The organism is Streptomyces sp. SLBN-31, from assembly GCF_006715395.1.
Taxonomy (GTDB): domain Bacteria; phylum Actinomycetota; class Actinomycetes; order Streptomycetales; family Streptomycetaceae; genus Streptomyces.
In genome coordinates this window covers 145,388-171,730 of record NZ_VFNC01000002.1, presented here as the reverse complement: position 1 = coordinate 171,730, position 26,343 = coordinate 145,388, and the positions used below count along the sequence as shown (strand labels likewise).

Below are 26,343 nucleotides of genomic sequence, written 5' to 3'. Positions count from 1 at the left end.
AGGAGATCGCAGAGGGAGGGGGCCTGCAACTGGCCATCGACACCCAGCCGTTGCCGGATGTTTCTCGCCAAGACACAGATCGGGGACCCCAAGGAGTCAGGGGCACGCGTCCTCACCCGTGCTCGCTATGGCACCATGCCCCCTGACCACAACGTCCACGGGGGAAGACACATGCGCGTCCGCGTCACCATCACACTCGCCGCAGCCCTGCTCGCCACTCTCACCGCCTGCTCCTCGTCGAGCGACGACAAGTCTGACGCCCCGAGCAGCAAACCGACCCCGACGACCGGGCAGCCGAGCATCACCCCGACGCTGGCCGACCCCGTCGACCTTGAGCGCGTCGCGGAAACGTACACCGATCTCTACTTCGGCGGTGACGGGAAGGGGGCGTATGTCTTCCTGTCGAAGCGCTGCCGGGCCAAGGCCGACCCGGCCATGTACGCGGCCACCGTGGAGCAGGCCGCGAAGGACTACGGGCCCGATCACCCGGCGACGGACGTGCACGCCACCGTCTCAGGAGACATGGGCCGCGTCTCGTACAAGGTGAAGGGTCTGCCCAAGTTCGACCAGCAGCGTCAGCCGTGGACCCTTGAGGAAGGCGATTGGAAGTACGACGCCTGCTGAAGGACCTGCGCGGGCTACCCAGGCGCCGGCGTGTCCCGCGCGCGTTCCCTCTACGATCTGACCGCCCGTTAGGCCCGACGCTGCGAACCCGCTGGAAGGGATTCCTGGTCCATGTCACGGAGACGTGCGACCAAGAGGGCGGTGAACATCATCGCGGAGGCGACCACCAATCCGGTCACGCTCGACGCCGCTTCTGGGCGGGCCGGAGTCACCGCTGACCGCACAGTCGCCGCCCGCCTCGTCAGCGTACTGCCCAATAGCTCACCGGACAGCAGGCGAATAGGAGGCACAGCGACAGCACGTACTTCCTCAGCAGCGCTCGCCGCAGCTCGACGTATCGGGCCTCGTATTCACTGCGCAGCTGGGCCGCCCGCTGAGTGGTGGCCTGCAAAATCTGGCGTGTTAGTTGTCTGCGCTGCTCGGTGTAGTGCCGGGTGAGGTCCTCCGCCTGCCCTGATGTCAGCCATGGCAGGCAGGCGCACAGTGCGGCGGCCTCTTGCTGTGCTTGGTCCAGTTGGGCCTGCAACAGCAGATAGCCTTCGACCTCCTGGACCAGCGCGGGGCTCTGGGTGCGCGGAGACGTCCTGGCAGGCTTTGGTGCGGTCACGGTCGCTCGCCCGGGGAAGCAGGGCTGATGGCAGGAGCGGCGTTGCTCAGCTGATCCAGCTGGCTGATGTCGGGGTGGTGAAGGTCGAACGCCGGGGATTCACTGCGGATCCGCGGCAGGGTGAGGAAGTTGTGCCGCGGGGGCGGGCAAGAGGTCGCCCACTCCAGCGAACGGCCGTAGCCCCACGGGTCGTCGACGCCGACCGGCTTGCCGTACTTGGCGGTCTTCCACACGTTGTAGAGGAACGGCAGGATCGACATGCCGAGCAGGAACGAGCCGATCGTCGAGACCGTGTTCAGGGCCGTGAAGCCGTCGGCCGCCAGGTAGTCGGCGTAACGACGGGGCATGCCCTCCGCGCCCAGCCAGTGCTGCACCAGGAACGTGGTGTGGAAGCCGATGAACAGCGTCCAGAACGTGATCTTACCGAGGCGCTCGTCGAGCATCTTGCCCGTGAATTTCGGCCACCAGAAGTGGAAGCCGGCGAACATCGCGAAGACGACGGTGCCGAAGACGACGTAGTGGAAGTGCGCTACCACGAAGTACGAGTCCGAAACATGGAAGTCGAGGGGCGGGGAGGCCAGCAGCACGCCGGTCAGGCCACCGAAGAGGAAGGTCACCAAAAAGCCCGCCGCCCACAGCATCGGCGTCTCAAAGGAGAGACTGCCCTTCCACATGGTGCCGATCCAGTTGAAGAATTTCACACCGGTCGGGACCGCGATGAGGAACGTCATGAACGAGAAGAACGGCAGCAGCACACCGCCGGTGACGTACATGTGGTGCGCCCACACCGTCACGGACAGACCCGCGATCGCAATGGTTGCGCCGACCAGCCCCATATAGCCGAAGATCGGGTTACGGGTGAATACCGGAATCACTTCCGTCACGATTCCGAAGAACGGCAGAGCGATGATGTACACCTCTGGGTGCCCGAAGAACCAGAAGAGGTGCTGCCACAGCAGGGGGCCGCCGTTGGCCGAGTCGAAGATGTGTGCGCCGAACTTGCGGTCCGCCTCCAGCGCGAACAGTGCCGCGGCCAGCACCGGAAAGGCGAACAGCACCAACACGGACGTCAGCAGCACGTTCCACACGAAGATCGGCATGCGGAACATCGTCATGCCTGGCGCGCGCATGCAGATGATCGTGGTGATGAAGTTGACCGCGCCGAGGATGGTGCCGAAGCCGGAGAAGGCCAGACCCATGATCCACATGTCGGACCCGACGCCGGGGGAGTGGGTCGCGTTCGACAGCGGGTTGTAGGCGAACCAGCCGAAGTCGGCCGCGCCCTGCGGGGTCAGGAAGCCGCCCACCGCGATGAGCGATCCCAGCAGGTACAGCCAGTAGGCGAACATGTTCAGCCGGGGGAAGGCCACGTCCGGGGCGCCGATCTGCAGCGGCATGATCCAGTTCGTGAAACCGGCGAACAGCGGCGTCGCGAACATCAGCAGCATGACCGTGCCATGCATCGTGAACGCCTGGTTGTACTGCTCATTGCTGACGATCTGCAGGCCGGGCCGGGCGAGTTCGGCTCGGATCAGCAGTGCCATGACACCGCCGATCAGGAAGAACGCGAACGACGTGGAAAGGTAGAGCGTTCCGATCGTCTTGTGATCGGTGGTCGTCAGCCATTTCACTACGACATTGCCCGGCCGCTTGCGCCGGAGCGGCAGTTCGTCGGAGTAATGACCACCGGGCGAGTCGGCACGCCTGGGATCGTTGAGGATGCTCACGTCGTGCCCATTTTCAGTCGGAGAAAGGTTATGGTGCAGGCGTCGCCATTCTGACGGAGGGCTAGGTCTCGGGCGTGCCCCCTGTTGAATGAACACGCGGTCGGCCGAGTGCGATTACCCCTAAGGGGGTAGAGCGCCGCCCACGCGCAGACGAATGCTCGCACTGCCCGTCTTGCCTGCCGGATGCGCGATGTCATGCGCGCAATGCCGCTGTTGTTCGCTGCGACGCTCGCGGAACTGAGGGTTCGCGTCGTGCATGAGTTGACGCTGTGAGGGTCATGACGGTGTCGCACTCGGGTGTCTTGCTGTCGGAGGTGGGTGCCGAGCCCGGGAGGACCTCACTTGCGGGCCCGTTCTTTCAGGAGGGTTGGCTGACATCGGGAGTGCTGCCGAGTCGGATCCGGTTGGTGGCGGCCTGGGCGGGGTGATGTGCGGTCTGGAGCAGGGCAGGGGCAGGGTGCACAGGCGATGCCGGCGTAGAGGGCGTTGCGGGCGTGACGGTACGCCACGAGGACGCCCCAGGGGTTGGTGATGCGGTGTCTGGCCGGGCGGCAATGGGGGCGTCGTCGGGCTGGAGCGCGAGAGGCTTCAGGTGCGGTAGCGGAAGATACAAAACCATTGAGATGGTCGGAAGATGTATGACGCTTCTCCGGCCTATAGCTGGCTCTGGAGGGGCGAAAACCCCGGCAAACCGTGGCTGACCAGGCCGGGCAGGCCGTCGGTGGCGGTGCTGCGCGAAAGTAACGCGCGATACATCTAGTCATACATCTGTTCCTTCTGTAACTTCCCTGCTGTGCCGACGGCAGGTGTTCGTCGGCAGAGATCCCCGAGAGGTCCACCACGGTGAACGCTCGTCTCGCTCGGCGCATGGCGGCTGCCGCCACCACAGCCCTGGCTCTCACCGCGCTCTCCGCCTGCCAAGACAACGGCGACGACACCACGCCCGCAGTGAACGGGAAGTCCGTGGTCGCCGGAGTGGAGATCACCACGGACCAGGCCCTGCGCGACAAGCTCCTCGGCCAGATCAAGAAGGCCGGGAAGGTCCGGGTGGCGACGTTCCCTATCCGCCCTTCGAGATGTTCGTGAAGGAGGGCGAGAGCGGACTGACCGGCCTGGACTACGACCTGGGGCAGGCGCTCGGTGGCAAGCTGGGCGTGACCTTCGCCTTCACGCCGCAGAAGTTCGACGGGATCGTCCCGGCCATCCAGGCCGGCAAGTTCGACGCCGCGCTGTCGGCCATCACCGACAACAAGCAGCGCCAGCAGGTCGTCGACTTCGTCGACTACTCCCAGTCCGGCTCGGGCATCCTCGTCGCCGACGGCAACCCCCGCAGGATCACCAACCTCGACACGCTGTGCGGGCAGAAGGTCGCGGTGCAGAAGGCCACCAACCAGCTCGACCTGCTCAAGAACCACCAGGCCGACTGCTCCGCCGCGGGCAAGGGGAAGATCGACATCCAGACCTACCCCAAGGACTCCGACGCCCAACTCGCCCTGCGTTCCGGCAAGGTGGCCGCACAAGTCCTGACCAAGCCCGCGGCCGGCTGGGTCGCCAAGACCGCCGACGGCGGCAAGGCATTCGACCTCGTCGAGGACCCCACCGCGCCCGGAGGTTACAACGCCTCGCCCAACGGCATCGCCGTCAGCAAGCAGTTGCCCGCACTGACCGACGCCATCCAGAAGGCACTGCAGGCACTGATCGACGACGGCACCGTCAAGAAGATCTACGACAAGTACGGCGTGGCGTCCATCGCCACGAAGGCAGCCACCAAGAACGCGGCGGTCGACTAGCGATGATCGACACCAAGTACATGCTCGCCGCCCCACCTGCCCGTCATCCCGGCGATCAGGAACCCGAAATAGTCCCGGTGCGCAACTACGGGCGCTGGATCGCCGCGGTGATCAGCCTGACGGCGCTCGCCGGACTCATCGGCTCACTCGCCAAGAACGACAACCTGCACTGGGACATCGTCGGCGACCACCTCTTCGCCCACCTCGTCTTCGACGGCCTGGGCACCACCCTCTGGCTGACCGCCGCCGCCATGACCCTCGGCCTGGGGCTGGGCACCCTGATCGCCGTCATGAGGCTGTCGGCCAGCCCCGTCCTGTACGGCATCGCCACCGCCTTCGTCTGGGTCTTCCGCGGCACCCCCTCCTCGTACAGATCATCTTCTGGGGATACGCCGCAGCCCCCTACAAGTACGTGAAGATCGGCGTCCCCTTCACCGACATCACGTTCTTCCAGACCGAGACCAACGCCCTGCTCACCCCGGCCGTCGCCGCCCTGCTCGCCCTCGGACTGAACGAGGCCGCCTATGCCTCCGAGATCGTCCGCGCCGGTATCCAGTCCGTCGACCCCGGCCAGACCGAGGCCGCCCACTCACTCGGCATGCGCCCGGCGCTGACCATGCGCAGGATCGTCCTTCCCCAGGCGATGCGGGTCATCATCCCCCCGATGGGCAACGAGACCATCAACATGCTGAAAATGACCGCTCTCGTCTCGGTCATCTCCGCCCACGACCTGATGTCCAACATCCAGGACGTGTACGCCCAGAACTACCAGGTCATCCCCATGCTCGTCGTGGCCAGCCTGTGGTACCTGGCGCTGGTGAGCGTGCTCAGCATCCCCCAGGCCTGGCTGGAGCGCCGCTACGGGCGTGGCACCGGCCGCGACGGCCACACCTCGCCGCTCCAGCGGATGCTCGGCGGTGCCGCCGGCCTGATCGGAAAGAAGAACAAGGAGGACGGCCGATGACCACTGCCATGGTCCGGGCCGAAGGGGTGCGCAAGCGCTTCGGCAAGCTCGAGGTGCTCAAAGGCATCGACCTCACCGTCGAGCGCGGGCAGGTGTGCTGTCTGCTGGGGCCCTCAGGCTAGGGGAAGTCCACGTTCCTGCGCTGCATCAACCACCTGGAGAAGGTCGACGGCGGCCGGCTCACCGTCGACGGCGACCTCGTCGGCCTCCGCCAGCACGGCACCAAGCTGCACGAGCTGCGCGAGCGGAAGGTAGCCCAGCGCCGCCGGGACATCGGCATGGTCTTCCAGCGATTCAACCTCTTCCCCCATATGACGGCCCTGGAGAACGTCATCGAGGCGCCCGTCAAGGTCGGGGCCGTTCCCAAGAGCCAGGCCCGCGACCTCGCGCAGCAACTCCTCGCGCAGGTCGGCCTAGCGGACCGCGGCCACCACTACCCCGCCCAGCTCTCCGGGGGCCAGCAGCAGCGCGTCGCCATCGCGCGCGCTCTCGCCATGAAACCCAAGCTCATGCTCTTCGACGAACCGACCTCGGCTCTCGACCCCGAACTCGTCGGCGACGTCCTGGACGTCATGCGCCGACTGGCCGCCGACGGCATGACGATGGTCGTCGTCACCCACGAGATCGGCTTCGCCCGGGAAGTCGGCGACACCGCCGTCTTCATGGACGAGGGCGTCGTCGTCGAAGCCGGTCACCCCGGCCAGGTCCTCGTCGAACCGACCCAGGAACGCACCCGCGCCTTCCTGTCCAAGGTCCTGTGAGCGCGCCGACGAGCCAGCAGGAACTCGCCGCAGACCTGCTCGACCTGGCCCTGTCCCGTCGCTCCCGATACCTGCAAGACCTCAGAGAACTAGTCGCCATCGACTCCGGATCGTACGATCCCGACGGCGTCAACCAGGTCGCCGACTGGGTGCAACGGCGCCTGCGACGGACGGGGTTCACCGTCGAACGCGTGCACTTCCCCGCCGACGGCTCGTACCAGGCCGGCGACGCTCTGGTCGCGCGCAAGAAGGGCACCCTGCCGGCCGCGGATGGCGGCCGCAGGATTCTCCTGGCCGGGCACATGGACACCGTCTTCGACCGCGGCACCGCTCTCGCACGGCCGTTCACGCTCCAGGGGTCCCTCGCCCACGGCCCCGGCGTCAGCGACGACAAGGGCGGCCTGCTCGCCGGCCTGACCGCACTGGAGATCCTCGACGAGCACCGGTGAACCGCCTATGACGAGCTGGTCCTTCTCGCCACTCCCGACGAGGAGATCGGCTCTCCCGCCAGCCGCCCCCTCATCGAGCGCACCGCCCGCGGCATGCACTACGCCCTCGGCCTGGAATGCGCCCGCGAGCACGGCGATCTCGTCATCGGCCGCAAAGGCGTCGCGGACTTCCGCATCATCGTCACCGGCAAGGCCGCTCACGCCGGCATCGAACCCGAGCGCGGCGCCAACGCCGCACTCGCGGCCGCCCACCTCATCGTCGACCTGCAAGCCCTCAACGGCCACTGGGACGACGTCACCGTCAACGTCGGAACCATCAGGGGCGGCAGCCGCGCCAACATCGTCTGCGCCGGCGCCGAGCTGCGCGTGGAGGTCCGCGCCGCCACCATCGCCGACGTCCAACGCGTCGAACGCGCCATCCAGGAGGCGGCCGGCCGTCCCGCGGTCCCCGGCACCAGCATCACCGTCCACCAGCTCGACCTGTGCCCGCCGATGGAGGTCACCGGTGCCTCCCGCCACATGCTCGACACGGCACAACTCGCGGCCCGGACCATCGGACTGAGCCTGGCGGCCACCACCACCGGCGGAGTCGGCGACGCCAACCTGATCGCAGGCACCGGCGTGCCGACCCTGGACGGGCTGGGCCCCATCGGCGGAGCCGACCACACCCCCCAGGAATGGCTCGACACCACCAGCGTCCCTCAGCGCATCGCCCTCCTCGCCGCTCTCGTCGCCGGGCTCGGCCACACGCCCGACGTCTCCCCCTGATCCACTGCTCCTGGCCAGGACTCTCACCCGCTTCCGTCACCTGCCGCGCCGGCCGATCCCGCAGGCGCGGGCGGGCAGCCCCATGCCCTCCATCCACCTCTCACGACTGGAGAGACCATGCGCGCACCCCGCGGCCTCACGCACCGTGCCGCCTTCGTCGGCAGCCTCGTCCTCACCCTCCTCGCCACCGCCCCTGTCGCACACGCCGGCGGTGAAAGACCTGCCGGCCACGACGGCTCACTCGTCCTGGTCGGCGGCGCCCTCAAGGACGACAACACCGAGGTGTACGGCGAGATCATCGACCGTGCCGGTGGCGCCGGCGCGCGCATCGGCGTCATCACCGCGGCCTCCGTTCCCGAAAGTCAGGACCTCGACGCCGCCGACCCCGACCGGTGCAGCAACTCCGCCTGCAACGGCGCCTACTACTCCGCACTGTTCAAGAAGCACGGTGCGGCGGACGCCCAGTGGATCCCCGTCGACCTCGACCATGTGGCCAACGCCGACTCCGACGCCGTCGTCGCCCAGGTCAACTCCATGACCGGCTTCTTCTTCGGCGGCGGCGACCAGTACCGCTACGTCCAGACCCTGTTGCGTGGGCCTCGGCAGAAGGACTCCAAGGTCCTGGCCGCCATCCGCGCCAAGCTGGCCCACGGCGCTGTCATCGCCGGATCCTCCGCGGGCGCCCAGATCGCCTCCGGACCCGACATGGTCAGCGGTGGCGAATCCTACGAAGGACTGCGCGACGGCAGCGCTCCCGGCTACTTCGAAGACCCCACCCGCCTGGGATACATCCCCCGGGGAGGTTTCGGCTTCCTGCGCTCGGCCCCCATCGACACCCACACCGGTGTGTACGGACGAGAGGGGCGCGCCTACCGCTTGGCCGCCGACACCGGACACGACCGTGTCTACGCCCTCGACGAGAACACCGCGCTCGTCGTCGACCACCCGGGCAGCACGCACGAACAGCTCACCGTCCTCGGTCCCAACGGTGCCGCCATCCTTGACCTGCGCCACGTCCGCGCCATCACGTCATTCACCGGATGGAGCCTGCGCGGTGCGCGCTACTCCTACCTCACCGATCACGACCGCTACGACGCCCGCACGTGGCGAGTGCGCCCCGCCACCGGCAAGCAGCGTCTGACCGCCGCCGACGCGGCTCCCGTGCCCGCGAACACGGACGTCTTCCACTCCGTCGCCAACTCCGGCGGAAGCGCCTACTCCTTCCGCCGGACAGCGCGTGCGCTCGCTCAGTCCGGCGTCCAGAACAGCGCGACCGCTTCCACCTTCGAATCCCGCCCGCGCTTCGACGTCACTTTCACCAAGCCCGACTCCTTCGCTGCCTGGAGCGGCGATGGCAGCACTGCCGACACGCTCGTCGGCCTGCGCATCTCGATCGCCCCACGCTGACGGTCCCGAGCGCATGACCAGGGACGTCGTGTTCTTGACGAAAGCGACGTCCCTCGCGCTGACATTCCGCACACAGGCGAGCCCAACGTCCCCTCAGAGCAGACCGGTTCGGCGGGCGACGTCCTCGCCGTCCTTCATGCGCTGGTGCGCGTCCGGGCCAAGCAGGTCGAGCACCGCCGAGACCAACGTCTCGATGAGAGCGAGCGTCGGGGTGAGACTGTCGTAGGGCGAATCGGACGCGACCTGGTTGATGAGCACGACGTCGGCGTGGGCGGATGCGGGGGAGAGCCAGGGATCGGTGAAGACGACGACCTTCCCGCCCCGCTCACGGACAAGTTCGGCGACGACCGTCATCTCCGCCTCGTATCGACGGTAGTCGAAGATGACCATGACGTCGCGGCGCGTCAACTGAGTGAGTACGGATGTCCGTTCAACGTCACGGTCGGGAACGAAGGACACCTGATCACGCATCTGCATGAGATGCAGACCGAGGTAGTGCGCCAGCAGATGCGTGAAGCGGCCGCCGACGAGATGCACCCGGCGCCGGGCGTCGCTCAGAAGCTCGACTGCTGTCTCGAACTCGTGCGGGGACACCTCGTGGAAGGTCTGCGACAGGGCCTGCTGGATCAACGCCAGACGACCCTGCAACCGCCCCTCGTCCCCGGCCTCGTCCAGCTCCCCGCTCGGGGCGATCTCTTGGGACTCGTACAGGGTGATGGGGGAGGCGTTGCGGGCGTCCAACTCCTCGCGCAGGGCTGCCTGCAGATCCGGAAACCCCCGGTAGCCGAGGCGGGAGGCACAGCGCAGAACGGTGGGGGTCGACACCGCCGCACGCTCCGCGATGGTCGCCACCGTCTCGAAGACGGCGGCGGGATAGCCCGCCAGCAGCACCCGGGCGACCTTACGCTCGGCAGGGCTGAGATCACCCAGGCGGCTGCGGATCTCATCGGCCAGCGTGCCGCTCATGACACGGTCCTCCCCGGAAGCTTCAGGTCACGGCATCCTGGTGTCCCTCGGACAGGGGGCTCGCCGTACAGGAGACGATACAAAGGGACGGATGACGGTACCCAATGTACCGCCCGTTACGTGAGTGGCGGTAATTGTCGGCGACTCCGTGAGGCAGGTCCGGCTGGGGGTTGCCGGCGCGTCCGGTGTGACCTGCCATGCTGACCGGGTGCGGTGTACATGTCCATGGCATGCCCCTCCTCCGTCGACAGAGGATCCCGGCGCCGGCAACGGCTGCGCCGGTTCACCTCGGAGACGGTCAGCTCCCCTTACACGCGCGCCGCGCGCTGAGCTTTGAGAGCCGGGGCACGTCGGTGCCCGCTAATTTCGTTGAGGTAGCGCCCTGCGATCGTGTTCTCTAGCGGCGGCACCGGACTGTCGGTGCCAGAGGTGCCCCGTGGCTCGCGTTGGGAGTTGTACGTGTCCGACAGTGTTGTCGATCCGGTTGCCCACAATCGGGCAGCATGGAACAAGTTGGTCCAAGAGGGCAACGAGTGGTCGAGGCCCGTGAGTGCTGAGGATGTCGAGCGTGCCCGCACGGGCGACTGGTCGATTGTTCTCATCGGGCGTGAGCCCCTCGACCGCTCTTGGCTGCCGGCGGACCTGACCGGCAAGGACGTGTTGTGCCTGGCCTCCGGCGGCGGCCAGCAGGGTCCGATCCTCGCCGCTGCGGGGGCGCGGGTCACCGTATTCGACAACTCACCCCGCCAGCTCGGCCAGGACGAGATGGTGGCGGAGCGCGACGGACTCGAGGTGCGTACCGTCCTGGGCGACATGCGCGACCTCAGCGTCTTCGGCGACGCGACATTCGACGTCGTATTCCATCCGGTTTCCAATCTGTTCGCACCCGAATTGGCCGCAGTGTGGCGTGAGTGCTTCCGGGTCCTGCGACCGCGTGGAAGTCTGCTCGCGGGCTTCCTCAATCCTGACGTGTACCTGTTCGACCACGAGGCGCTCGACGAGCGCGGCGAGCTGATCGTCGTGCACAAACTGCCCTACAGCGATGTCACGCAGTACTCCGCCGAGGAGCGCGCCACAAAATTCGGCGCGGAGGCCCCTCTTGAGTACAGCCACACCCTTACCGGCCAGATCGGAGGACAACTCGCCGCGGGGTTCGTTCTCACCGGCTTTGCGGAAGCGCCGCATCAATCCAACGCATCCGCTTCATACATGTCGCACTATTTTGCGACGCTGGCGGTCAAGCCGGGCTGATAAAGCCGTGGTTGGCCGGCCATCCCGGCTGTGTCTCAGCAAGTACTGGATACGCGCAGCCGTGGCATGCATAGGTGTCGAGAACCTCTCGGAAGAGCGCGTGTGCTGACAGGCTGTCAGCCTCCCCCGGTTGTCCAATTGCCCCTGCAGCGCAGGGTATAGCCGACCACAACCCGTCCAAGTTGACCGATGAATGTCATGGTTGAACGGTGAAATTCAACCTGCTGTGGAGAACTTGCCGCCCATCTGTCAGCAGCAGAAACTGTAGATATGACGTAGAGCCGTCGGCAGTCTGACTCTGCGCCGCCCCGAGGAGCACGGACAAAGGGGCTGACACGGTGGAGAACACACTGCACATCCTCCTGACCGACCGGGACGCGGAAACTGAAGACGTCGCGGAGCTGACTGGTTATCTGCGTCAGGAGCTGCTTGATCTTGACGTGGACGATGTCACGGCGCCCCCCGGCGGGGAGGTCCCGCCCGGTGCGCGGGCTGTGGACGTCGCGCAGGTCGGGGCCCTGCTGGTTACCCTGGGCAGCTCGGCCAACGCTCTGAGCCAGGTGATGGCCGTGATTCGGTCGTGGATGGGTAGGCACCATGCCCGGATTCCCGACACGCACTGATCATTGCGAACGATCAGTACAACGATTCCGGGCTCAAGAAGCTGAGAGCGCCGACGCGGGATGCCGCGGCCCTCGAGAGGGTGCTGCACGATCCGCAGATCGGCGACTTCGAGGTGGAAGTCATCCACAACGCGTCGGCCGATCTCATGCGCAGACGCATCCAAGGCTTCTTCAACGACCGCAGCCGCGCCGATACGCTGCTGCTGCACTTCTCCTGCCATGGCCTCAAGAGCGAGTCCGGGGCCCGCCGCTGGCCCGCCACTGCGTGGCCCAGCCCGGGCAGCCGTGGCTGCGGGGTCGATCCGACCCAAAGCGGACTGGAGGTCCGCGTCGACACGGCTGTCGAGGGACACCTGTCCGGCGACATCTCATTGAAAGGTGTGGCCGACGAATCAGCGATCCACGTCGAGGCTGTGGTGGGCCCGGCACACGAACCCGCCCGGTACACGGAGCCCGAACCCAGGCCCGCGAACGGCTCCGCCAGACCAACGCAGGTCTCGCACGACATGCAGGACACGGTGGTAGTCGAGCCATCGCGCATCCCACCCCCGCCCAAGACGCCGCCGCTGACTCCTGCAAGGCCGACACGTAAAGACCAGTCAGCCCCGGCCCTACGCGCTCTGGGCTATGCAGGTGCCGCTCTCGCCCTCGCCGTCACGGCGGTCGGCACGCTCATCTGGACACTCCAGGCGGCAGCGGTGGCCGTCGTGGAACGGAGCAACGAAGGAGTGGGCGGTAACGTCGAAGACAACATCCACGAGCACGGAGCCCTCCCACCGCTCATCGTGTGTCTGATCACCGCTGCGCTGGCGCTGGTCGTCAGCGCGTTCGCCCGGCACGACGTAGCAGCACGGCGGGAGCGCTACACCAGGCGGACAGCCGGGTCAACGCACACAGTGACCTCGATCGCGAAGGGCCTGGCGACCCCGGCGCTGATCCTGGCCGTGCTCCTGGGCCTCGCCTATCTACTGGGTAAACCCCATTGGTGACCGCCTCAGCGGCGGGACCCCCTGGCGCAAGGGCACACCGCACCCGCGCACTGCTGCGATGGCCCTCCTCACCCACCGCACCCACGCCCCGAACGCGGCCGGCGTTCTCCTCGTCGGCCTGATCATGGGACTGGCCGTGCCCGGAGTCTTCTTCCTCGCCCTCGCCCTCGCACTACCCACCCTCGTCATGGCCATCGCCGTGGTCGCCCTCGTGGTCCTCACTCCACCGACGACGACAGCGCTGGGGCCGAGTATCCAGGCGTGGCGCGGGCGTCTCGCCTCGCCACGCCTGACCCGAGCCGGCTCGTTCTACTCGCAGTACTCGAAGCCGCGTTGGACGTGGCAGGAGGCGATCCGGTGGCCGTTGCCTTCGAGGAGATCGACCTCGACCTCTGCGGCCCCGCCCGGCACATCCGCCGTGAGCGGGATCGTCTTGGAGACGGCCCCATTGCACACCGCGGTCGTGGACCGGTTGTCCAGTGGCGACCCGGCGGAATCGAACGCCCAGGCCGCGCCCCGTCGGCACCCGGTGCTCAGACCCCGCAGCACGCCGTTGACAGTGACGGACCGGTTGTAGAACTCGATCGTGCCCTTGAAGTAGGTGACGCCGACTGTGAGGTTGAACAAGGCCCGGTCTTCGGCCGCTGCGCTGGGCGCGCCGGCCAGCGCCAGTCCCGCGAGTGCCGTGAGGGCGACGGCTACTGCGGTCGTTCTGGATCCGTATTCCGCAGCCTTCCCACCGACGTGAGGCGGCAGTCCTGCTCGTCGCTCATGCGCGTCAGAAGGGAGCGTCTGGGGCCCTTGGTGTGTGAGGGCCCAGGATTTGCTTCACGCGATTTGTGTGAGCTTTTGCTGGCCAGGCCTATTCGTTCCTCGTGAAGGTGCCAAGACCGGTCGTGTCGAGGTTCTCGACCCGGACTTTGTCGGCGCGTCCGCCGGACCCGACGGTGAACGTCACGCCGGACAAACCGACGGCGTTTTCGCCGGTGGTGCGGTAGCTGAAGGTGTCACCGTCGTAATGGCGCAAGGGGAACCGTTGCTTCTTGGGCCCGAGTTGCATGGTGAGCTCGCCGCCCTGGGCGCTGACGGTCATCGGGCCGTAGTACTCGTTGGCGTACGTTCCGGTGTAGGCGTTGGTCGCCTTGGCGGGCGCGGGCGAGGCCGGAGGCTTGGTGTAGTCGACCGGCGAGCGTTCTCCCGCCGCGGCCTGCTTGATGAGTGGCCCGAGGAATGTCAGCCAGTCGACGGTGGGCCCGCCGGTCTGCGCGGTGTCGACGAACGTGGTGGCGATCGCCTCGGGTACGCCGATGGGCTCGCCGTTGGTCAGGACGACGATGCCGAGCTTCTCCGAGGGCAACAGTGTGACGTTGGTGGCCGCCCCCAGCGCGAAGGCGCCGGAGTGGCCGAGCTTCAGCCTGCCCTGGTCGTCGTAGCTCACGTTCCAGCCGAGTCCGTAGAACCCGGCCCTGCCCGCGGACGCGTGCGGCGGCTCGGAGACGATGTGCGGCAGGTGGGTCTGCTCCAGGGCGTCGGCGTCGACGAGCTGCCGCCCCTCGAATTTGCCGTTGTCCAGTTGCAGGCGCAGCCACTTCGTCATGTCCCGGACCGTGGAGCTGGCCCCACCCGCCGGGCTCTGGGCGTCCGCGTCACGCACGTGCTCGGCACTCCAGGTGTTCCCGGTCTTCACATGCAAGGAGGCTTTGTCGGCCGCCTTCTCGTAGTCGGCGAAGGTGGAGCTGGTGGAGCTCATGCCGAGCGGCCCGTACAGCTTCTCGGCGGACAGCTTCTCCCAACTGGTCCCCGCAGCTTGCGCGACGGCGACGGCGGCTTCGGTCAGCCCGAAGTTGGTGTACGCGTAGTGGGCGCGGAAGGGGGCGAGGGGTTGGTAGCGGAGGTGGTCCAGGATGTACGAGCGGTCGTAGCCGAGGTCCTCCAGGAGGTCTCCGGCGTGGTCGGGCAGGCCGCTGCGATGCGAGAACAGGTCGGCCAGCGTGACATGACGGGTGACCCAAGGGTCCTTCAGCTTGAAGCCGGAGCTGTGCTTGACGACCGGGTCGTCCCAGGCGACGGTCTTCTCGCCCACCGCCGCGGCGACCACGGTGGACGCAAGGGGCTTGGAGACCGAGGCGAGTTGGAAGACAGTGTCCGCTCCGACCCGCTCCTTCGTGCCTGCCTTCCGTACGCCGAACCCCTTCAGATACAGCACTTTGTCGTCGTACACCACGCCCACGGCGACGCCGGGCACACCGGTGCGGCGCATGGCGTCCCGCACAACGCCGTCCAGCCGGCTCACCGCGGTGTCGACCTTGGCCCGGGTGAGCTGTGACGGTGGTTGGGCGGGTGGGACGGTGGGCAGCGGTGACGCCTGGACGACCGCACCCCCGACGGCGGCGGTGGTGTCGGCATCGGACCCGGTACAGCCGACGGCCAGCGCCGCCACCAGGCCCAGTACCGCGGCGGAGCGAAGAGGCCGGTGGCATGCGCTGTCGAGTCGGGGCATGTCTTCCATGGAAATGCCGGCCCCGGCACCTGTCGCGCCTTGGCAGCCCATTCGGGGGATCCGGGGCACGCCGTCACGCTCGCCCTCCCGACGCTTCGTCTGTAGCCGTTTCCACAGCCCCCAATGGCCCCTCGCGAACCGTTCGATCGCCGGCCGGTTCACGCACCTCGGCATCACCTTCGCCAGGGTCTTGGAGGCCTGACTGCTGTCCTGCTGTCGGCGTGTACGCCGATGTGCTCAGCCGCGGACGGATGAACGTGCCCAGTAGTGGGGCATGTCATGACTGGTGCGACGGCGGCCGATGCTCGACGCTTGGGCTGTGCGGTCGCGGCCCAATGACCGGCAACAGGAGGTTGAGGCGCATGCTGGTGCTGAGCCGCTCGCAGGTCGAGGAACTGCTCGACATGGACTCGCTGATCGATGCCCTGGCCCCGGTGATGGCGGACCTCAGTGCGGGCCGTGCCTCGGTGCCCGATCGCGTCGCCGCCCTGGTGCCCGAGCACGATGGATTTCTGGCGGCCATGCCGGGCTTCCTGTCATCGGCCGGGATGCTCATGACCAAGCTCGTGTCACTCTTCCCTCACAACGACGGGGCTCGGATGCCGACCCATCAGGCGCTGATCGTGGCGTTCGATCCGGACACCGGCGAGCCCGCTGCCCTGCTGGACGGTACGGCCATCACCGCAGCGCGGACCGGCGCCTGCTCCGCGCTGTCGGCGCGGTTGCTGGCCCGGGAGGACGCGTCGGTGCTGGCCGTGCTGGGCACTGGTGTGCAGGCCCGCTCCCACGCGCGCGCTATCTGCCGGGTCCGCCCGATCCGGCAGATCCGTGTGGCCGGCCGGGACCCGGCGAGAGCCTTCGCCCTGGCCGAGGAACTCTCCTTCGTCCTCGAGGCCGACGTGCAGGCCGCCTCCAGCTACGCCGAGGCGCTGGACGGCGCGGACATCGCCGCAGCGACGACGCACGCCGTCGAACCCGTGATCCGCCGCCCCTGGTTGACACCGGGGGTGCACATCACCTCGGTGGGCTACAACCCGGCCGGCCGCGAGATCGACGACGCCACGGTGGCCGAGGCGCTGGTGTGCGTCGAGTCCCGCCAGGCCGTGCTCGCCCCGCCACCCGCCGGCAGCAACGACCTGCTCATGCCGATCCGTGACGGTCTCATCACGGCCGATCACGTACACGCCGAGCTGGGCGAACTCATCGCAGGCAGCAAAGCGGGACGCACCGCGCCGGATCAGATCACCCTCTACAAGTCGGTCGGTGTGGCCGTACAGGACGCCGCAGCCACGGCCCTGGTCGTCGCGGCCGCCCGCGAGCAATCGATCGGCGAGGAGATCACTCTGCAGTGACGCCGCCACCAGCAGGGGATCGCCCCACCCGAGCGGCTGCTCGATCCGCAACGCAGAGCGCACAGTTGGGTCAGGCACCCTTCAGAGGTCCGTTCACGGCCGGGGCCGCCTACTATCCTGCTTCCTTCACGGGGTGAGTGACCAGGGGGAGGCGTACGTGCAGTCGTTGGAGAGCACGGATCCGGCCACGATCGGCGGCTATCCGCTGCTGGCGCGGCTCGGCGCGGGCGGTATGGGGCAGGTCTATCTGTCGCGCACGCCGACCGGCCGTCCCCTGGCGTTGAAGACGGTCCGGCCCGACCTCACCGCCGCCCCGGACTTCGAGCGGCGCTTCGCCCGGGAGATCCGCACCAGTGACCGCGTCCGCTCCCCGTGGACCGTCTCGGTGGTGGACTTCAGCCCGCCCGGACATCGCCCGCTGTGGCTGGCCACCGAGTACGTCGCCGCTCCTGCCCTGTCCGACTGGGTCGCCGGGCACGGGCCACTGCCGACCGCCGCCTTGCGCGCCCTGGCCGCCGAACTCGCCGCGGCGCTGGCCGCCGTGCACGCCTGCGGGCTCACCCACCGGGACGTCAAACCGTCCAACGTCCTGCTCGGCCGTGACCGCCCCATGCTCATCGACTTCGGCATCGCCCGGGCCGCCGACGACTCCCGCCACACCAGCACCGGCGGTGTCATCGGCTCGCCCGGCTACCTCGCTCCCGAACAGGCCGCCGGGGGAGCGGTCGGCGAGGCGGGCGACATCTTCTCCCTGGGCGCGGTCCTGGTGTTCGCCGCGACCGGCACCGGACCCTTCGAGTATCCCGGTGAGCAGCCCTCGGCCGCGTCCCTGCTCTACCGCATCGTCCACGAGCCGCCCCGCCTGGACGGCGTACCGGCCGAACTGGCCCCGCTGATCCGCGACTGCCTGGCGAAGGGGCCCGAGAAGCGGCCGGACAGCGCCGAGTTGGCGGCCCGGCTGCGCCGGGGGCGGGTTGCGGACGACCCACGGACGGCCGCTCATGAGGGCGGGCCCGCTTCAGTGGCCGATGTGTGGAAGGACGCGCTCCCGCCCGGACTCGGCGCCGACCTCGCGGCCCGCGAGGAGGAGGTCGCGCACCGGTGCGCGGTACCGCCGCACGGCCAGGATCTCCGGCCGTCGGACACGGGGACGTCCGCCGGCGGGAGACCGCCCGTGCCGGCGACCGCCGGGGCGGGGCCCCTGACCTCATCCCTCGATCACGCGACCCCCGCCGCGCCGTACGTGCCGCCTCCCAACAGCCCGGCACCGTACGGCCGGCCGGCCCCGGACACTCCCACGCCGTACGGCCCGTTCACCCCTGACACCGCCCAGCCCCACTTCGCCCCCGGCACCGCCGGGTTCGGGCCGTACGGCGCCCCCGCCCCCCACACGGACGGGAGCGCACGCCGCCGCCTCCGCTGGACACTCGCCGGCTCCGCTCTCGCGGTGGCCGCCCTGGTGACCGGCGTCCTGCTGTGGAACCCGTTCGACAAGGAGGCGACCGGAGACGGCTCCACGGCCTCCCCGACCCCGTCGTCCTCCGCGCCCGCCCTCTCCACCGCGTGGGCGGGCGTCTGGACCGGCACGGGGCCGGGCAACCCTGACGCGGACGGCCAACAGCACCCGCGCACCGAGTCGTTCACCGTGACCCTCACCCTGCACACCGCCGAGGTGGGCGAACTGGCCGGCAAACAGGTCAGCAACATCAAGGAGGTCGGCACCGGCCGCGAGGTCGGCTGCACAGAGGCCTTGGAACTTCGGTCGGTGCGCGGCACGACGGCCACGTTCGTCGCGGCCACCAGCCACGCGACCAACCGCTCGGACACCTCGCTGCAATGCGAGAGCGGCCACCTGTACGTGGTCCAGCTGACCGCTGCCGACACCATCAGCCTCGGCGACGAGGGCAGCCAGTCCGCCGGTGCGCCCACCGCCCTGCACCACAGCCGCGGCACGTCCTGAGCAGCGACGGCCGGCGCAGCAGGGGAGCCACGAACCGGACTGACACGGTGGCGGACACAGCGCGTCGGCGGCCTGTGGGTGCGAACGGCGCCGACGGGGAATGGACTTGGGCGGGGCCAGCGAAGGGGGAGGCATGGTGGCGAGCGAGATCTCGGACAGATTCCGGTACAGCATCACGCACACGTACGTCACGCGGCGCGTCGGGGACAGCACGCAGACGAAGACGCTGGTCGGCGCGGAGGCGAGGAGCCTGGAGCGTTTCGCCGACCGGACCAACGAGCGGAGCGAGCACTGTGAGCAGTGCGGCGCCCGCGTGCGGGTCGTCCTCAGGTCGGCGGCCGAGGTGCGGCGCCGTCGGCGTGCGCATCGGCTGCTGTGGCCGGTCTGGGCGGTGCTGGCCGTGCTGAGCGGCTGGGGCCTGGTGCAGGTGGTGCGCACAGGGGACGGGCTGGGGTACGACGACCTGTTCGGCCTTTTCTTCACGGCGGCCGGCAGCGTCCTGCTCGGCTACAGCACCCTGCGCAGCCTGGTCCTCACGCAGGGCTTCGACACCCCGGTGGTGACCAGGACGGACGACCGCGAGCCCTACGGCGTCCAGCACGGCTGGTCCCCGCCACGGCCGGCGGACGTCCACGATCGCACGTGACGCACCTACCGGCTCCGGCGAAGACCCAGCGGCGGCTGGGCGGCGCCCTCGTCCGCCGGCAGGGAGGCCGGCTGCTCCGATGGCCGGGGGACTTGGGAGCCGGGGGTCGGGGCGGTGGAGTGGTCGGTTTGGGGCTCGCCCGTCCGGCGGCTTCGGTGCAGGACCAGGTGCAGGGCCGGAATCAGGACGCACGTGACCGCGGCGCTGTGCCACAGCAGGTCGTCGAGCCGTCCGGCCGTGAGGTACGCGCCCGCGGCGACCGCCGCCAGTGCGCACACACCGCGGTCCACGATGCTTTCCACGGACAGCAGCGTTGCGCGTGGTGCGTCGGCCGGGACGGCGTCGTTGACGAGCTTGCGCTGCACCGGATACACGAACCCGGTTATCGCGGCGAACGCGCACAGCAGGGCGATGACGAGCCACGGCCCGCCGAGGGTGGTGGCCGCGAGGGTCACGGCCAGCGCCACGCTCAGCAGGGACACCCACTGGGCGGCGGACAGCCGGCGGCTCAGCCACCGCGGACGCGCCGACGCCACCGCCTCGGCCACCGTCATGGCCGCGAGCACGCCGCCGTGCGCGTTCTCCCCGATGCCGTGGTCCAGGAGGACCGGCTGGAAGAGGTTGACCTGGCAGATGCGGGCGAGCGTGAACACCGCGACCCCCTGCACCATGAGCAGCGGCAGCCAGGGTGAGGCGCGCAGCGCCCGCAGGGCGGCCCCCGTGTCGTGCAGGAGGGCACTGCGCCGCGGTCCGCCCGCGCGGGGCCCGGCGTCCGGGCGGGCTGCGAGGCGGGGCAGAGCCAGCGTGCACAGCAGCGACCCGGCGGCGCAGGCCGCGCTGAGGACGTAGGGGGTCGGCCGGGCCAGCACCATCAGCGGGCCGACCAGCGGCCAGCACAGGACCTTGGCGGCCAGCCCGAGGGAGCGCGCGCTGCCCTCGGCGTCCAGGTAGTGCGCGTCGGCCCCTTCGGCGCGCAGCGCGTCGTAGAGGTAGGCGCTCGCCGCGCCCGAGGCGAGGGAGCGCCCGGCGGCGATGGCGAGGAAGTGGATGAGGAAGCCGGTGTAGGAGGGGGCGAGGACGGGCGCCAGGTTGGCGGCCGTCATGACGACGGCGCCGGTGCGCAGGCAGTTGCGGGCGCCGATGCGGTCGGCGATCACTCCGGTCGGGATCTCGAAGAGGCAGAACGCGATGTAGTAGATGCTCTGGATGCCGAAGATCTGACTGTCGGACAGTCCGGCGTCACGCTGGTAGGCGTAGAAGACGGGCATCCACCACAGCAGGTTGAACAGAAGCTGGAAGCCGTTGTTGAGGCGGATGACGCGGCGGGCGGCCGGGGAGGGGGCCGGGCCGGAGCGGCGGGCGGCGCGGGCGGGCATCGGGCGGCTCACCGGGCGTAGGGGCGGATCTGGACCAGGCGGAAGTCCCCTTCGCCGGTCATCAGCCACTCGATGTCGAGGGCGTCGTCGGGTTCGTCCGCGCTGAAGTGGGACTGCAACAGGCGTCCGGTGAGGGCCAGTCGGGCGAGCGCCGCGCGGGTGAGGGCGGGCAGGTCCTCACCGGCGGTGCCGACGTCGAGGGTGCGCCCACCGCCCTCGACGGTGTTGTACAGGTACTGCTGGGGCAGCACCGAGCCGTCCACGACGTGCTCGGGCGAGTCGGGGGCGCAGTTGACGTACACGTTGCGGAAGTCCTCCCGGCGGGTGGGGTTGCAGGTGACCAGGACTCCGCCGAGGCTCGCGGGCAGGTACTCCTGGACGATCACGCCCATGTAGGTGTCGTCCAGGCAGATGCCGACCTGGTGCCGTAGGCGCACGCTGCGCGGTGACAGCAGGGATGCCCACACCTGCCGTACCGCGTCCATGAGTTGTTCAGCTCCTCGCACGGTGGTCACCGAGTCGTAGATCCCGGCGGCGGAGAAGCCGGGCAGGTCTTCGGCGTTGGAGGAGGAGCGCACCACCATGCGGCGTCCGTCCGCGAGGAGCCGTGGCACCGCGGAGGTGATGGCGCGGGTCACCTCCGGCGGTACGGGCGTGGACCGCACGAGCTGCTGCAGATTCAGGCACAGGGGGTCGACCAGGTCGAACGCCTCGAGTTCCAGGGCCATCTTCAGCTTACCGATGCCCTGTTGGAGGGCGGGTGAGGAGGTGAGGAACAGGTGGTGCAGGCGGAAGGGCAGCGCCACGCCCTCGGGTGCGCGGACGGTGTCGGCCACGTACTGGGCGGCGGCCGCGCGGAGTTGCTCGCGTGAGGCGTCTCGCTCGCCGAGCCGGGCCGCCAGGTGGCCGAGGAGGTCGTGGCGCGGCGGGCGCGGCCGGGCGTGGAACACCGTCAGGTCGGCGGTACGGCTGTCGAGGACGTGGTGAAGTTCCCCGAGGTTGGCCGCCTTGGTGCCGTAGCCGTCGCGGTCGGCGCGCCGCAGCCGGTGCAGGGCCAGCACGGGGGCGTCATCGAGCAGGGGCGTGTCGATGCGGATGCGCTGCTGGTGCCAGGCGGGTTTGGTCAGCCGGGGCGGCGCCGCGAGCGGCTCCAGGGTGACGGCGTCCTCGCTCACCCGGTAGCGCACCCAGGTGCCGTCCAGGCCGCCCCGCCCGTCGAGGGTGCCGGAGTCGTCCAGGGCGTCGAGGTCGCGCACGATGGCGTTCGGGATGCCCCAGCCGGAGGCGAGCACGTTGGTGTGGGACAGCGGGGTGGTGGGCGCGGTGTTGATGAAGCCGGCCACCCTGGGCACGTCGTCGGGCAGGCGGGGCATGGCGACGATGTCCGCCCAGCCGAGGTCGGCGGCGGCCGCCTCGTACGCGGCCAGGGTGCGGAAGTGCCGCAGACGGCCCTCGGCCTGCCCGGGGTTGAGGCAGGTGCGGGTGCGGTCGCCGAACAGCTTGTGGCTGAGGACGCGGGGGACGACCGTCTCGGGGATCGAGGCGAGTTCTCCCTCCTGCCCGTGGTTGGCGGGCTTCAGCAGCAGCGGGAGGCGTCCGTCCACGCGCCCGCGCACATAGAGGTAGAACTCCTCCAGCAGGGCGCCGTGCATGGTGTCGGCCTCGGTGGTCTCCAGGACCAGGAAGGGACACTCGGTGCCGTCCGCCGCCCGGTCGGTGTGCAGGGACAGCACGCCCAGCAGGAAGCGGCGGTCCGGGTCGGTGTACACGGACGCGTTGAACGCGTCGAGGTCGGCGTCCAGTTCGTCCATCGTCATGCCGAGGATGCGGGTGGCGATGTAGTTGACGTGGAAGGGGTGGACGCGGGTGTCGAGGAGGTGCCAGGTGCAGGTGTGCCGGTCGACCACGACCTTCAGGTAGGGGTGCCCGGCGAGTACCCCGGACAGGGTGCGGAACAGCGGCAGCGTCAGGTTGGCGCCGACGACGGTGCGGTCCCCGCCCGTCCCGGCCGGGTCGGTGCGGTCCAGGGTGGAGGTCATGCCCGCGCTCCTTCCGTGGCGTGGCGGGGCAGGAGGTCCGGCAGGGCGTCCACGAGGGCGGTGAAGTCGCGGACGACGGCCTGTGGCCGGTCCGCCGACAGCAGGCACAGCGCGGCCATGGTGTTGGCGCCCGCGGCCGGGTCGTAGACGGGGACCGGGGCGCCGTCCGGCAGCGAGCTCTCCTCGACGACGCGCAGCCTGCTGCGCGCTCCCACCGGAGCGGACCGGACCACCGCGGTGGAGTCCCACAGGTGCCGGTCCGGCCACGGCGCACCCGCCCCGTCCACGGCGAGGACGACCAGGGACCCGGCGGCGCCCCGGGCGTCCGCGGGGGTCAGCGCCCTGGACGGCCAGTCGGGCGTGCCGCCGAGCAACTGGTCGGTGAACAGGCCGACCAGGTCGATACCGAAGACCTCCTCGATCTGCGGCACGGTCATCGCGCCGCCGAAGCGCGCCGCCGTCTCGATCACCCACATGCGGCCGCCGGCTCCCAGCTTGATCTCGGTGTGGGTGCCGCAGTCCTCCAGGCCGAGCGCGTCCACAGCTTGCCGGGCCAGCGCCACGACCGCGGCTTGCGCCTCGCCCGTGACGGCGGCCGGGGTGATGCCGGCCCGTTCGGTGAACGGCGCCACGGTCGGCATCCGGCCGCTCACGCAGACCGGCCGGAAGACGCCCTGCGCCACCACGCCCTCGACGCTGACGTAGTCTCCCCAGCCCGGCCCCTCGAACCACTCCTGCGCGCAGCCGGTGACGATCTCCTCCACGATGAAGTCCTCACCGGCGCCCGCGACATGGAGCTCGGCGAATCCCAGGCGCGCCGAGTCGATCATCACCGCGCGCGAACGGGCCCACGCGGCCGGGGCGTCGGCCGGGGCCGAGATGATCTGGTGCGCGGTCGAACCGGCGCTCCAGGCCGCCTTCAACAGGAGCGGGGACTGTAACTCACATGTGGCGCCTCGCAGTTGATCCAAGGTGGCGACGGAGCGGAAGCGGGGCTGGGGGATGCCCTGGCGGTCCCAGGCCGTGCGCATGAGCCGCTTGTCGCGGGCGAGGGCCGTGGCAGGGCCGGCGCCGCGCAAGCCGAGCAGACGGGCGGCCTCGGCGACCGCGACGACCGCGTACTCCGAGAAGGTGACCACGGCGTCGGCGCCGACCTCCCGGGCCCGGGAGGTGATGGACGCGACCAGGTCGTCCGCTCCCACGTCCCCGGCGGCGACCTCGGAGGCGCACCACGCACGGGTGCGCGCCGCGCTGCCGGCGGGCAGTTCGCTCAGTGCCAGCAGGTGCACCTCGGCCCTCGCGGCCACCCTGGGCAGGGCGTACCCGACCGGGGGACCACCCTTGGCGTGCACGTACAGCACCTTGGCCATGGAACTTCAACTCCTCTTCCTGTTCGGCGGCTTGCTCGGGTGTCGCTTCGCGCGGACGGACGGCGGGGCAGCTGCGGCGACGAGTGCGAGGCGAGGCGGCGGGGTTCCGGTGCGCCGTCTCTGTGTCTGCGCCTGCCCTAAGGGCCGCCGTCCGTGTGCGCCATGTGACGGTTCCCGTCCAGCGAAGCAGTCGGGTTTCCCGGCTCTTGTCGCTTCGAGCGTGGTCGTCTCAGGCACATGCCTGAGTGGGCTCGCCGGCCGGGTGCCACGCGGGCCGGAGGTGGGCCGCATGGCTCGGCATGTACGGGACACGGATGAGATGTGACACACCGTTATATCGGTACGTGATTCAAGGAGTTGGACTGTGAACGAGACCGATTTCAAGACGCTGCTCGCCCGTCTGCCGGTGTCCTGGTGGGAGACGGACGTCGATTCGGGGCGGGTCCGCAGCGGGGGCGGTGCCTTCACCGACGAGCGCACGGCACACCGTTTCCTGAAAGCCCTTTCAGCCGAAACGGAGGGCCTGGCGACCGCCCGGTGGGGCGACGGCGTACGGCTCGGCGAGGATGCCCGGCCCGGTGACGGTGCACCGTCGGGTGACGGCCCCCGACGCACCCGGTTCGAGGGCCGCATCTTCGACGTCACCTGGTCGTCCCGGGGTGGCGACGCCCGGCGCCGTGGCAGCCGGGGCGTGGCGGTGGAGGTGGGCGGCGGCGCGTCGGCGGGAGCCGGTGCCTACGCGTCGTTCGCCGATCTGAGCCCGGCGGCGATGTTCGTGCGCGACGCCGCCGGGTGCTATGTGTGGGCCAACCACGCCTACGCCCACCTGTACGGAACCACTCGCGACCGCATGGTGGGCCGTCACCTCGGCGAGTTCGACGCCCCGGACGAAGCGGCCCGGTTCATGGCGCTCGACGACGAGGTCCTCACCGGCGGCCACTCCCTGCGCCACACGCTCACGTACCGGCGCCCGGACGGCTCGCCCGGCCACGCGGCGGGATACCGCTTTCCAGTGTCCTGGGGTGCCCTGCGCTGTGTGGCGGGCACCTACGTGGACGTCAGCGAGTACACCCACGCGCTGGACGGCAGGCGCCGGGCCGAGGAGGAACTGCGCGCCCTGCGGGACCACAGCGGCCTGCCCTGCGTACGGCTGTCCGCGGACGGGGTGGTGGGCGAAGCGAGCGTCGCGGCCGCCGAGTTGCTGCGTCTGCCGCTGTGCGACCTGGTGGGCTCCCCGGCTGACGCCTTCCTGGCCGAGACCCCGGAGCGTGCCGCGCTGCATGCCGTCTGGGGCGACCTGACCGGCGGGCGGCGCAGGAACGCGCAGTCCAGTGCCGTGCTCGTCGACGGGGACCGGCGCCTGCGCCGCGTGTGGGTCCACCTGAGCGCCGTCAACCGCACCCGGGGGCGGGACGGGGGAGTGTGGGCGGTCATCACACGGCCCGGCCTGAGCCACGAGCCGCATCCCGCGCTCACGCCGGCCCAGGTGCGGATACTTGCCCTGCTGGCCGCGGGCTATGACAACGCCGGTGTCGCCGCGGCGCTGCGCCTGTCACGGCAGACGGTCGACTACCACCTCGCCCGCCTCCGGCGCCTGCTGGGCGCCGCCACCCGTCCGGCGCTGGTGGCCCGCGCCTACGTGCTCGGCATCCTCTCCCCGCACTCCTGGCCGCCGCGCTCCACCACCGCGACGCATCCGCTCAGCCCCGCCTGACCGGCCGTGTTCCCGATGTGCCTCGGCCCGGCCGCCGATGTGTGCCCCGACGGTGAAGGACCTGTGGGGGAGTTGTCGGACCTTGGAAACGGGTGTAGCGCTCCCGGTCATGTCTGCGGTTCTGTCGTGTTCAGCTCTCCAACCCCCCACATTCCATGGAGACTTCATGCACACCGCTACCTTCAGGCCGTCCATCGTCCGAGTGGCCACGGGTCACTCGGTGAGCCCGGGGTCGGCAGGAAGACCGTAGCCGCCGGGGCATGCGGCCCCCGCCGACCGCTCGGCAGTCTGGCCTCGCACGTCCGGTCGTCCGCCTTTTGCCGTACACATGCCGTCCCCTCGCGAACACGCGGGGTCGACCGTCAACGTCCAAGGCGCCGCAAGTTGTTGAAACTTGTCATGTCCAGGACAAAGTCCGCGCTGAACGGGCATGTCCGCGGGCCAGGCCGCGGCGCCGCAC

Annotated in this window: 19 protein-coding genes and 3 pseudogenes; 14 read left to right on the top strand and 8 right to left on the bottom strand. The window is 69.5% G+C overall.

Translation table 11 applies throughout. The features are described 5' to 3' along the window. Positions 1-171: 171 nt before the first annotated feature. Positions 172-624, top strand: coding sequence for a hypothetical protein (locus FBY22_RS20575; protein ID WP_142148066.1), 453 nt, complete (start codon positions 172-174; stop codon positions 622-624). Positions 625-865: 241 nt separating this feature from the next. On the opposite strand, the gene FBY22_RS20570 is transcribed toward FBY22_RS20575, so the two are convergent. Beyond that, positions 866-1,231, bottom strand: a complete 366-nt coding sequence (locus FBY22_RS20570; protein ID WP_260845026.1) for a hypothetical protein — start codon at positions 1,229-1,231, stop codon at positions 866-868. Beyond that, entirely contained in the window at positions 1,228-2,958 is a 1,731-nt protein-coding gene (gene ctaD / locus FBY22_RS20565) for a cytochrome c oxidase subunit I (RefSeq protein ID WP_142152416.1), read from the bottom strand. The genes FBY22_RS20570 and ctaD overlap by 4 nt, the downstream gene beginning before the upstream one ends. Before the next feature lie 867 nt (positions 2,959-3,825). Between ctaD and FBY22_RS45210 the strand changes: the two genes are divergently transcribed. From FBY22_RS45210 to FBY22_RS20540, 6 genes and pseudogenes are all read left to right on the top strand, one after another. Next, the gene (locus FBY22_RS45210) at positions 3,826-4,044 is read left to right on the top strand and encodes a hypothetical protein (RefSeq protein WP_260845025.1); all 219 of its coding nucleotides are present in this window, start codon (positions 3,826-3,828) and stop codon (positions 4,042-4,044) included. Then, positions 4,035-4,748 carry an ABC transporter substrate-binding protein gene (locus FBY22_RS20560; RefSeq protein WP_260845024.1) on the top strand — a complete coding sequence of 238 codons (714 nt, stop codon included), beginning with the start codon at positions 4,035-4,037 and terminating at the stop codon, positions 4,746-4,748. The genes FBY22_RS45210 and FBY22_RS20560 overlap by 10 nt, the downstream gene beginning before the upstream one ends. Positions 4,749-4,768: 20 nt before the next feature. Beyond that, positions 4,769-5,712 (top strand): annotated as a pseudogene (locus FBY22_RS46005) (amino acid ABC transporter permease). 8 nt (positions 5,713-5,720) lie between these two features. Then, positions 5,721-6,473: pseudogene (locus FBY22_RS20550) on the top strand (amino acid ABC transporter ATP-binding protein). Continuing rightward, a pseudogene (locus tag FBY22_RS20545) lies at positions 6,470-7,690 on the top strand (M20 family metallopeptidase). Before FBY22_RS20550 ends, FBY22_RS20545 begins: the two co-directional pseudogenes overlap by 4 nt. A gap of 117 nt (positions 7,691-7,807) precedes the next feature. Beyond that, positions 7,808-9,097, top strand: a complete 1,290-nt coding sequence (locus FBY22_RS20540) for a cyanophycinase (RefSeq protein ID WP_142148064.1) — start codon at positions 7,808-7,810, stop codon at positions 9,095-9,097. A gap of 93 nt (positions 9,098-9,190) precedes the next feature. Here FBY22_RS20540 and FBY22_RS20535 read toward each other — a convergent pair whose 3' ends face one another. Further along, a complete protein-coding gene (locus FBY22_RS20535; RefSeq protein ID WP_142148062.1) occupies positions 9,191-10,063 on the bottom strand; it encodes a MurR/RpiR family transcriptional regulator in 873 nt (290 codons plus the stop codon). A 459-nt stretch (positions 10,064-10,522) separates the two neighbouring features. Here FBY22_RS20535 and FBY22_RS20530 point away from each other — a divergent pair, with 459 nt between their 5' ends. The 3 genes from FBY22_RS20530 (at position 10,523) to FBY22_RS20520 (ending at position 12,926) form a co-directional block, all read left to right on the top strand. After that, entirely contained in the window at positions 10,523-11,314 is a 792-nt protein-coding gene (locus tag FBY22_RS20530; RefSeq protein ID WP_142148060.1) for a class I SAM-dependent methyltransferase, read from the top strand. A 338-nt stretch (positions 11,315-11,652) separates the two neighbouring features. After that, on the top strand, positions 11,653-11,937 hold the full coding sequence (locus FBY22_RS20525) for a hypothetical protein (RefSeq protein ID WP_142148058.1): 285 nt from the start codon (positions 11,653-11,655) through the stop codon (positions 11,935-11,937). Then, positions 11,934-12,926, top strand: a complete 993-nt coding sequence (locus FBY22_RS20520) for a caspase family protein (protein WP_142148056.1) — start codon at positions 11,934-11,936, stop codon at positions 12,924-12,926. The genes FBY22_RS20525 and FBY22_RS20520 overlap by 4 nt, the downstream gene beginning before the upstream one ends. 309 nt (positions 12,927-13,235) lie before the next feature. On the opposite strand, the gene FBY22_RS20515 is transcribed toward FBY22_RS20520, so the two are convergent. Together FBY22_RS20515 and FBY22_RS20510 are read right to left on the bottom strand one after the other, a co-directional pair. Continuing rightward, entirely contained in the window at positions 13,236-13,553 is a 318-nt protein-coding gene (locus FBY22_RS20515) for a hypothetical protein (protein WP_142148054.1), read from the bottom strand. 235 nt (positions 13,554-13,788) lie between these two features. Continuing rightward, positions 13,789-15,426 carry a serine hydrolase gene (locus FBY22_RS20510; protein ID WP_399211549.1) on the bottom strand — a complete coding sequence of 546 codons (1,638 nt, stop codon included), beginning with the start codon at positions 15,424-15,426 and terminating at the stop codon, positions 13,789-13,791. A 362-nt stretch (positions 15,427-15,788) separates the two neighbouring features. On the opposite strand from FBY22_RS20510, the gene FBY22_RS20505 reads away from it, so the two are divergent. The 3 genes from FBY22_RS20505 (at position 15,789) to FBY22_RS20495 (ending at position 19,384) form a co-directional block, all read left to right on the top strand. After that, a complete protein-coding gene (locus FBY22_RS20505; protein ID WP_142152415.1) occupies positions 15,789-16,778 on the top strand; it encodes an ornithine cyclodeaminase family protein in 990 nt (329 codons plus the stop codon). Between the two features lie 133 nt (positions 16,779-16,911). After that, positions 16,912-18,738, top strand: a complete 1,827-nt coding sequence (locus FBY22_RS20500) for a serine/threonine-protein kinase (RefSeq protein ID WP_142148050.1) — start codon at positions 16,912-16,914, stop codon at positions 18,736-18,738. 133 nt (positions 18,739-18,871) lie between these two features. Then, positions 18,872-19,384: a hypothetical protein gene (locus FBY22_RS20495; RefSeq protein ID WP_142148048.1), complete on the top strand. Its 513-nt coding sequence runs from the start codon at positions 18,872-18,874 to the stop codon at positions 19,382-19,384. A gap of 5 nt (positions 19,385-19,389) precedes the next feature. On the opposite strand, the gene FBY22_RS20490 is transcribed toward FBY22_RS20495, so the two are convergent. The 3 genes from FBY22_RS20490 to FBY22_RS20480 are packed head-to-tail and all read right to left on the bottom strand — an operon-like array spanning position 19,390 to position 24,169. Continuing rightward, entirely contained in the window at positions 19,390-20,772 is a 1,383-nt protein-coding gene (locus tag FBY22_RS20490; protein WP_399211547.1) for an MFS transporter, read from the bottom strand. Continuing rightward, positions 20,769-22,799 (bottom strand): PEP/pyruvate-binding domain-containing protein, encoded by a 2,031-nt coding sequence (locus tag FBY22_RS20485; protein ID WP_142148044.1) that lies wholly within the window; start codon positions 22,797-22,799, stop codon positions 20,769-20,771. Before FBY22_RS20485 ends, FBY22_RS20490 begins: the two co-directional genes overlap by 4 nt. After that, positions 22,796-24,169, bottom strand: coding sequence for an acetyl-CoA carboxylase biotin carboxylase subunit family protein (locus tag FBY22_RS20480; RefSeq protein WP_142148042.1), 1,374 nt, complete (start codon positions 24,167-24,169; stop codon positions 22,796-22,798). Before FBY22_RS20480 ends, FBY22_RS20485 begins: the two co-directional genes overlap by 4 nt. 364 nt (positions 24,170-24,533) lie before the next feature. Between FBY22_RS20480 and FBY22_RS20475 the strand changes: the two genes are divergently transcribed. Continuing rightward, positions 24,534-25,883 carry a PAS domain-containing protein gene (locus FBY22_RS20475; RefSeq protein ID WP_142148040.1) on the top strand — a complete coding sequence of 450 codons (1,350 nt, stop codon included), beginning with the start codon at positions 24,534-24,536 and terminating at the stop codon, positions 25,881-25,883. Positions 25,884-26,343 lie beyond the last annotated feature (460 nt).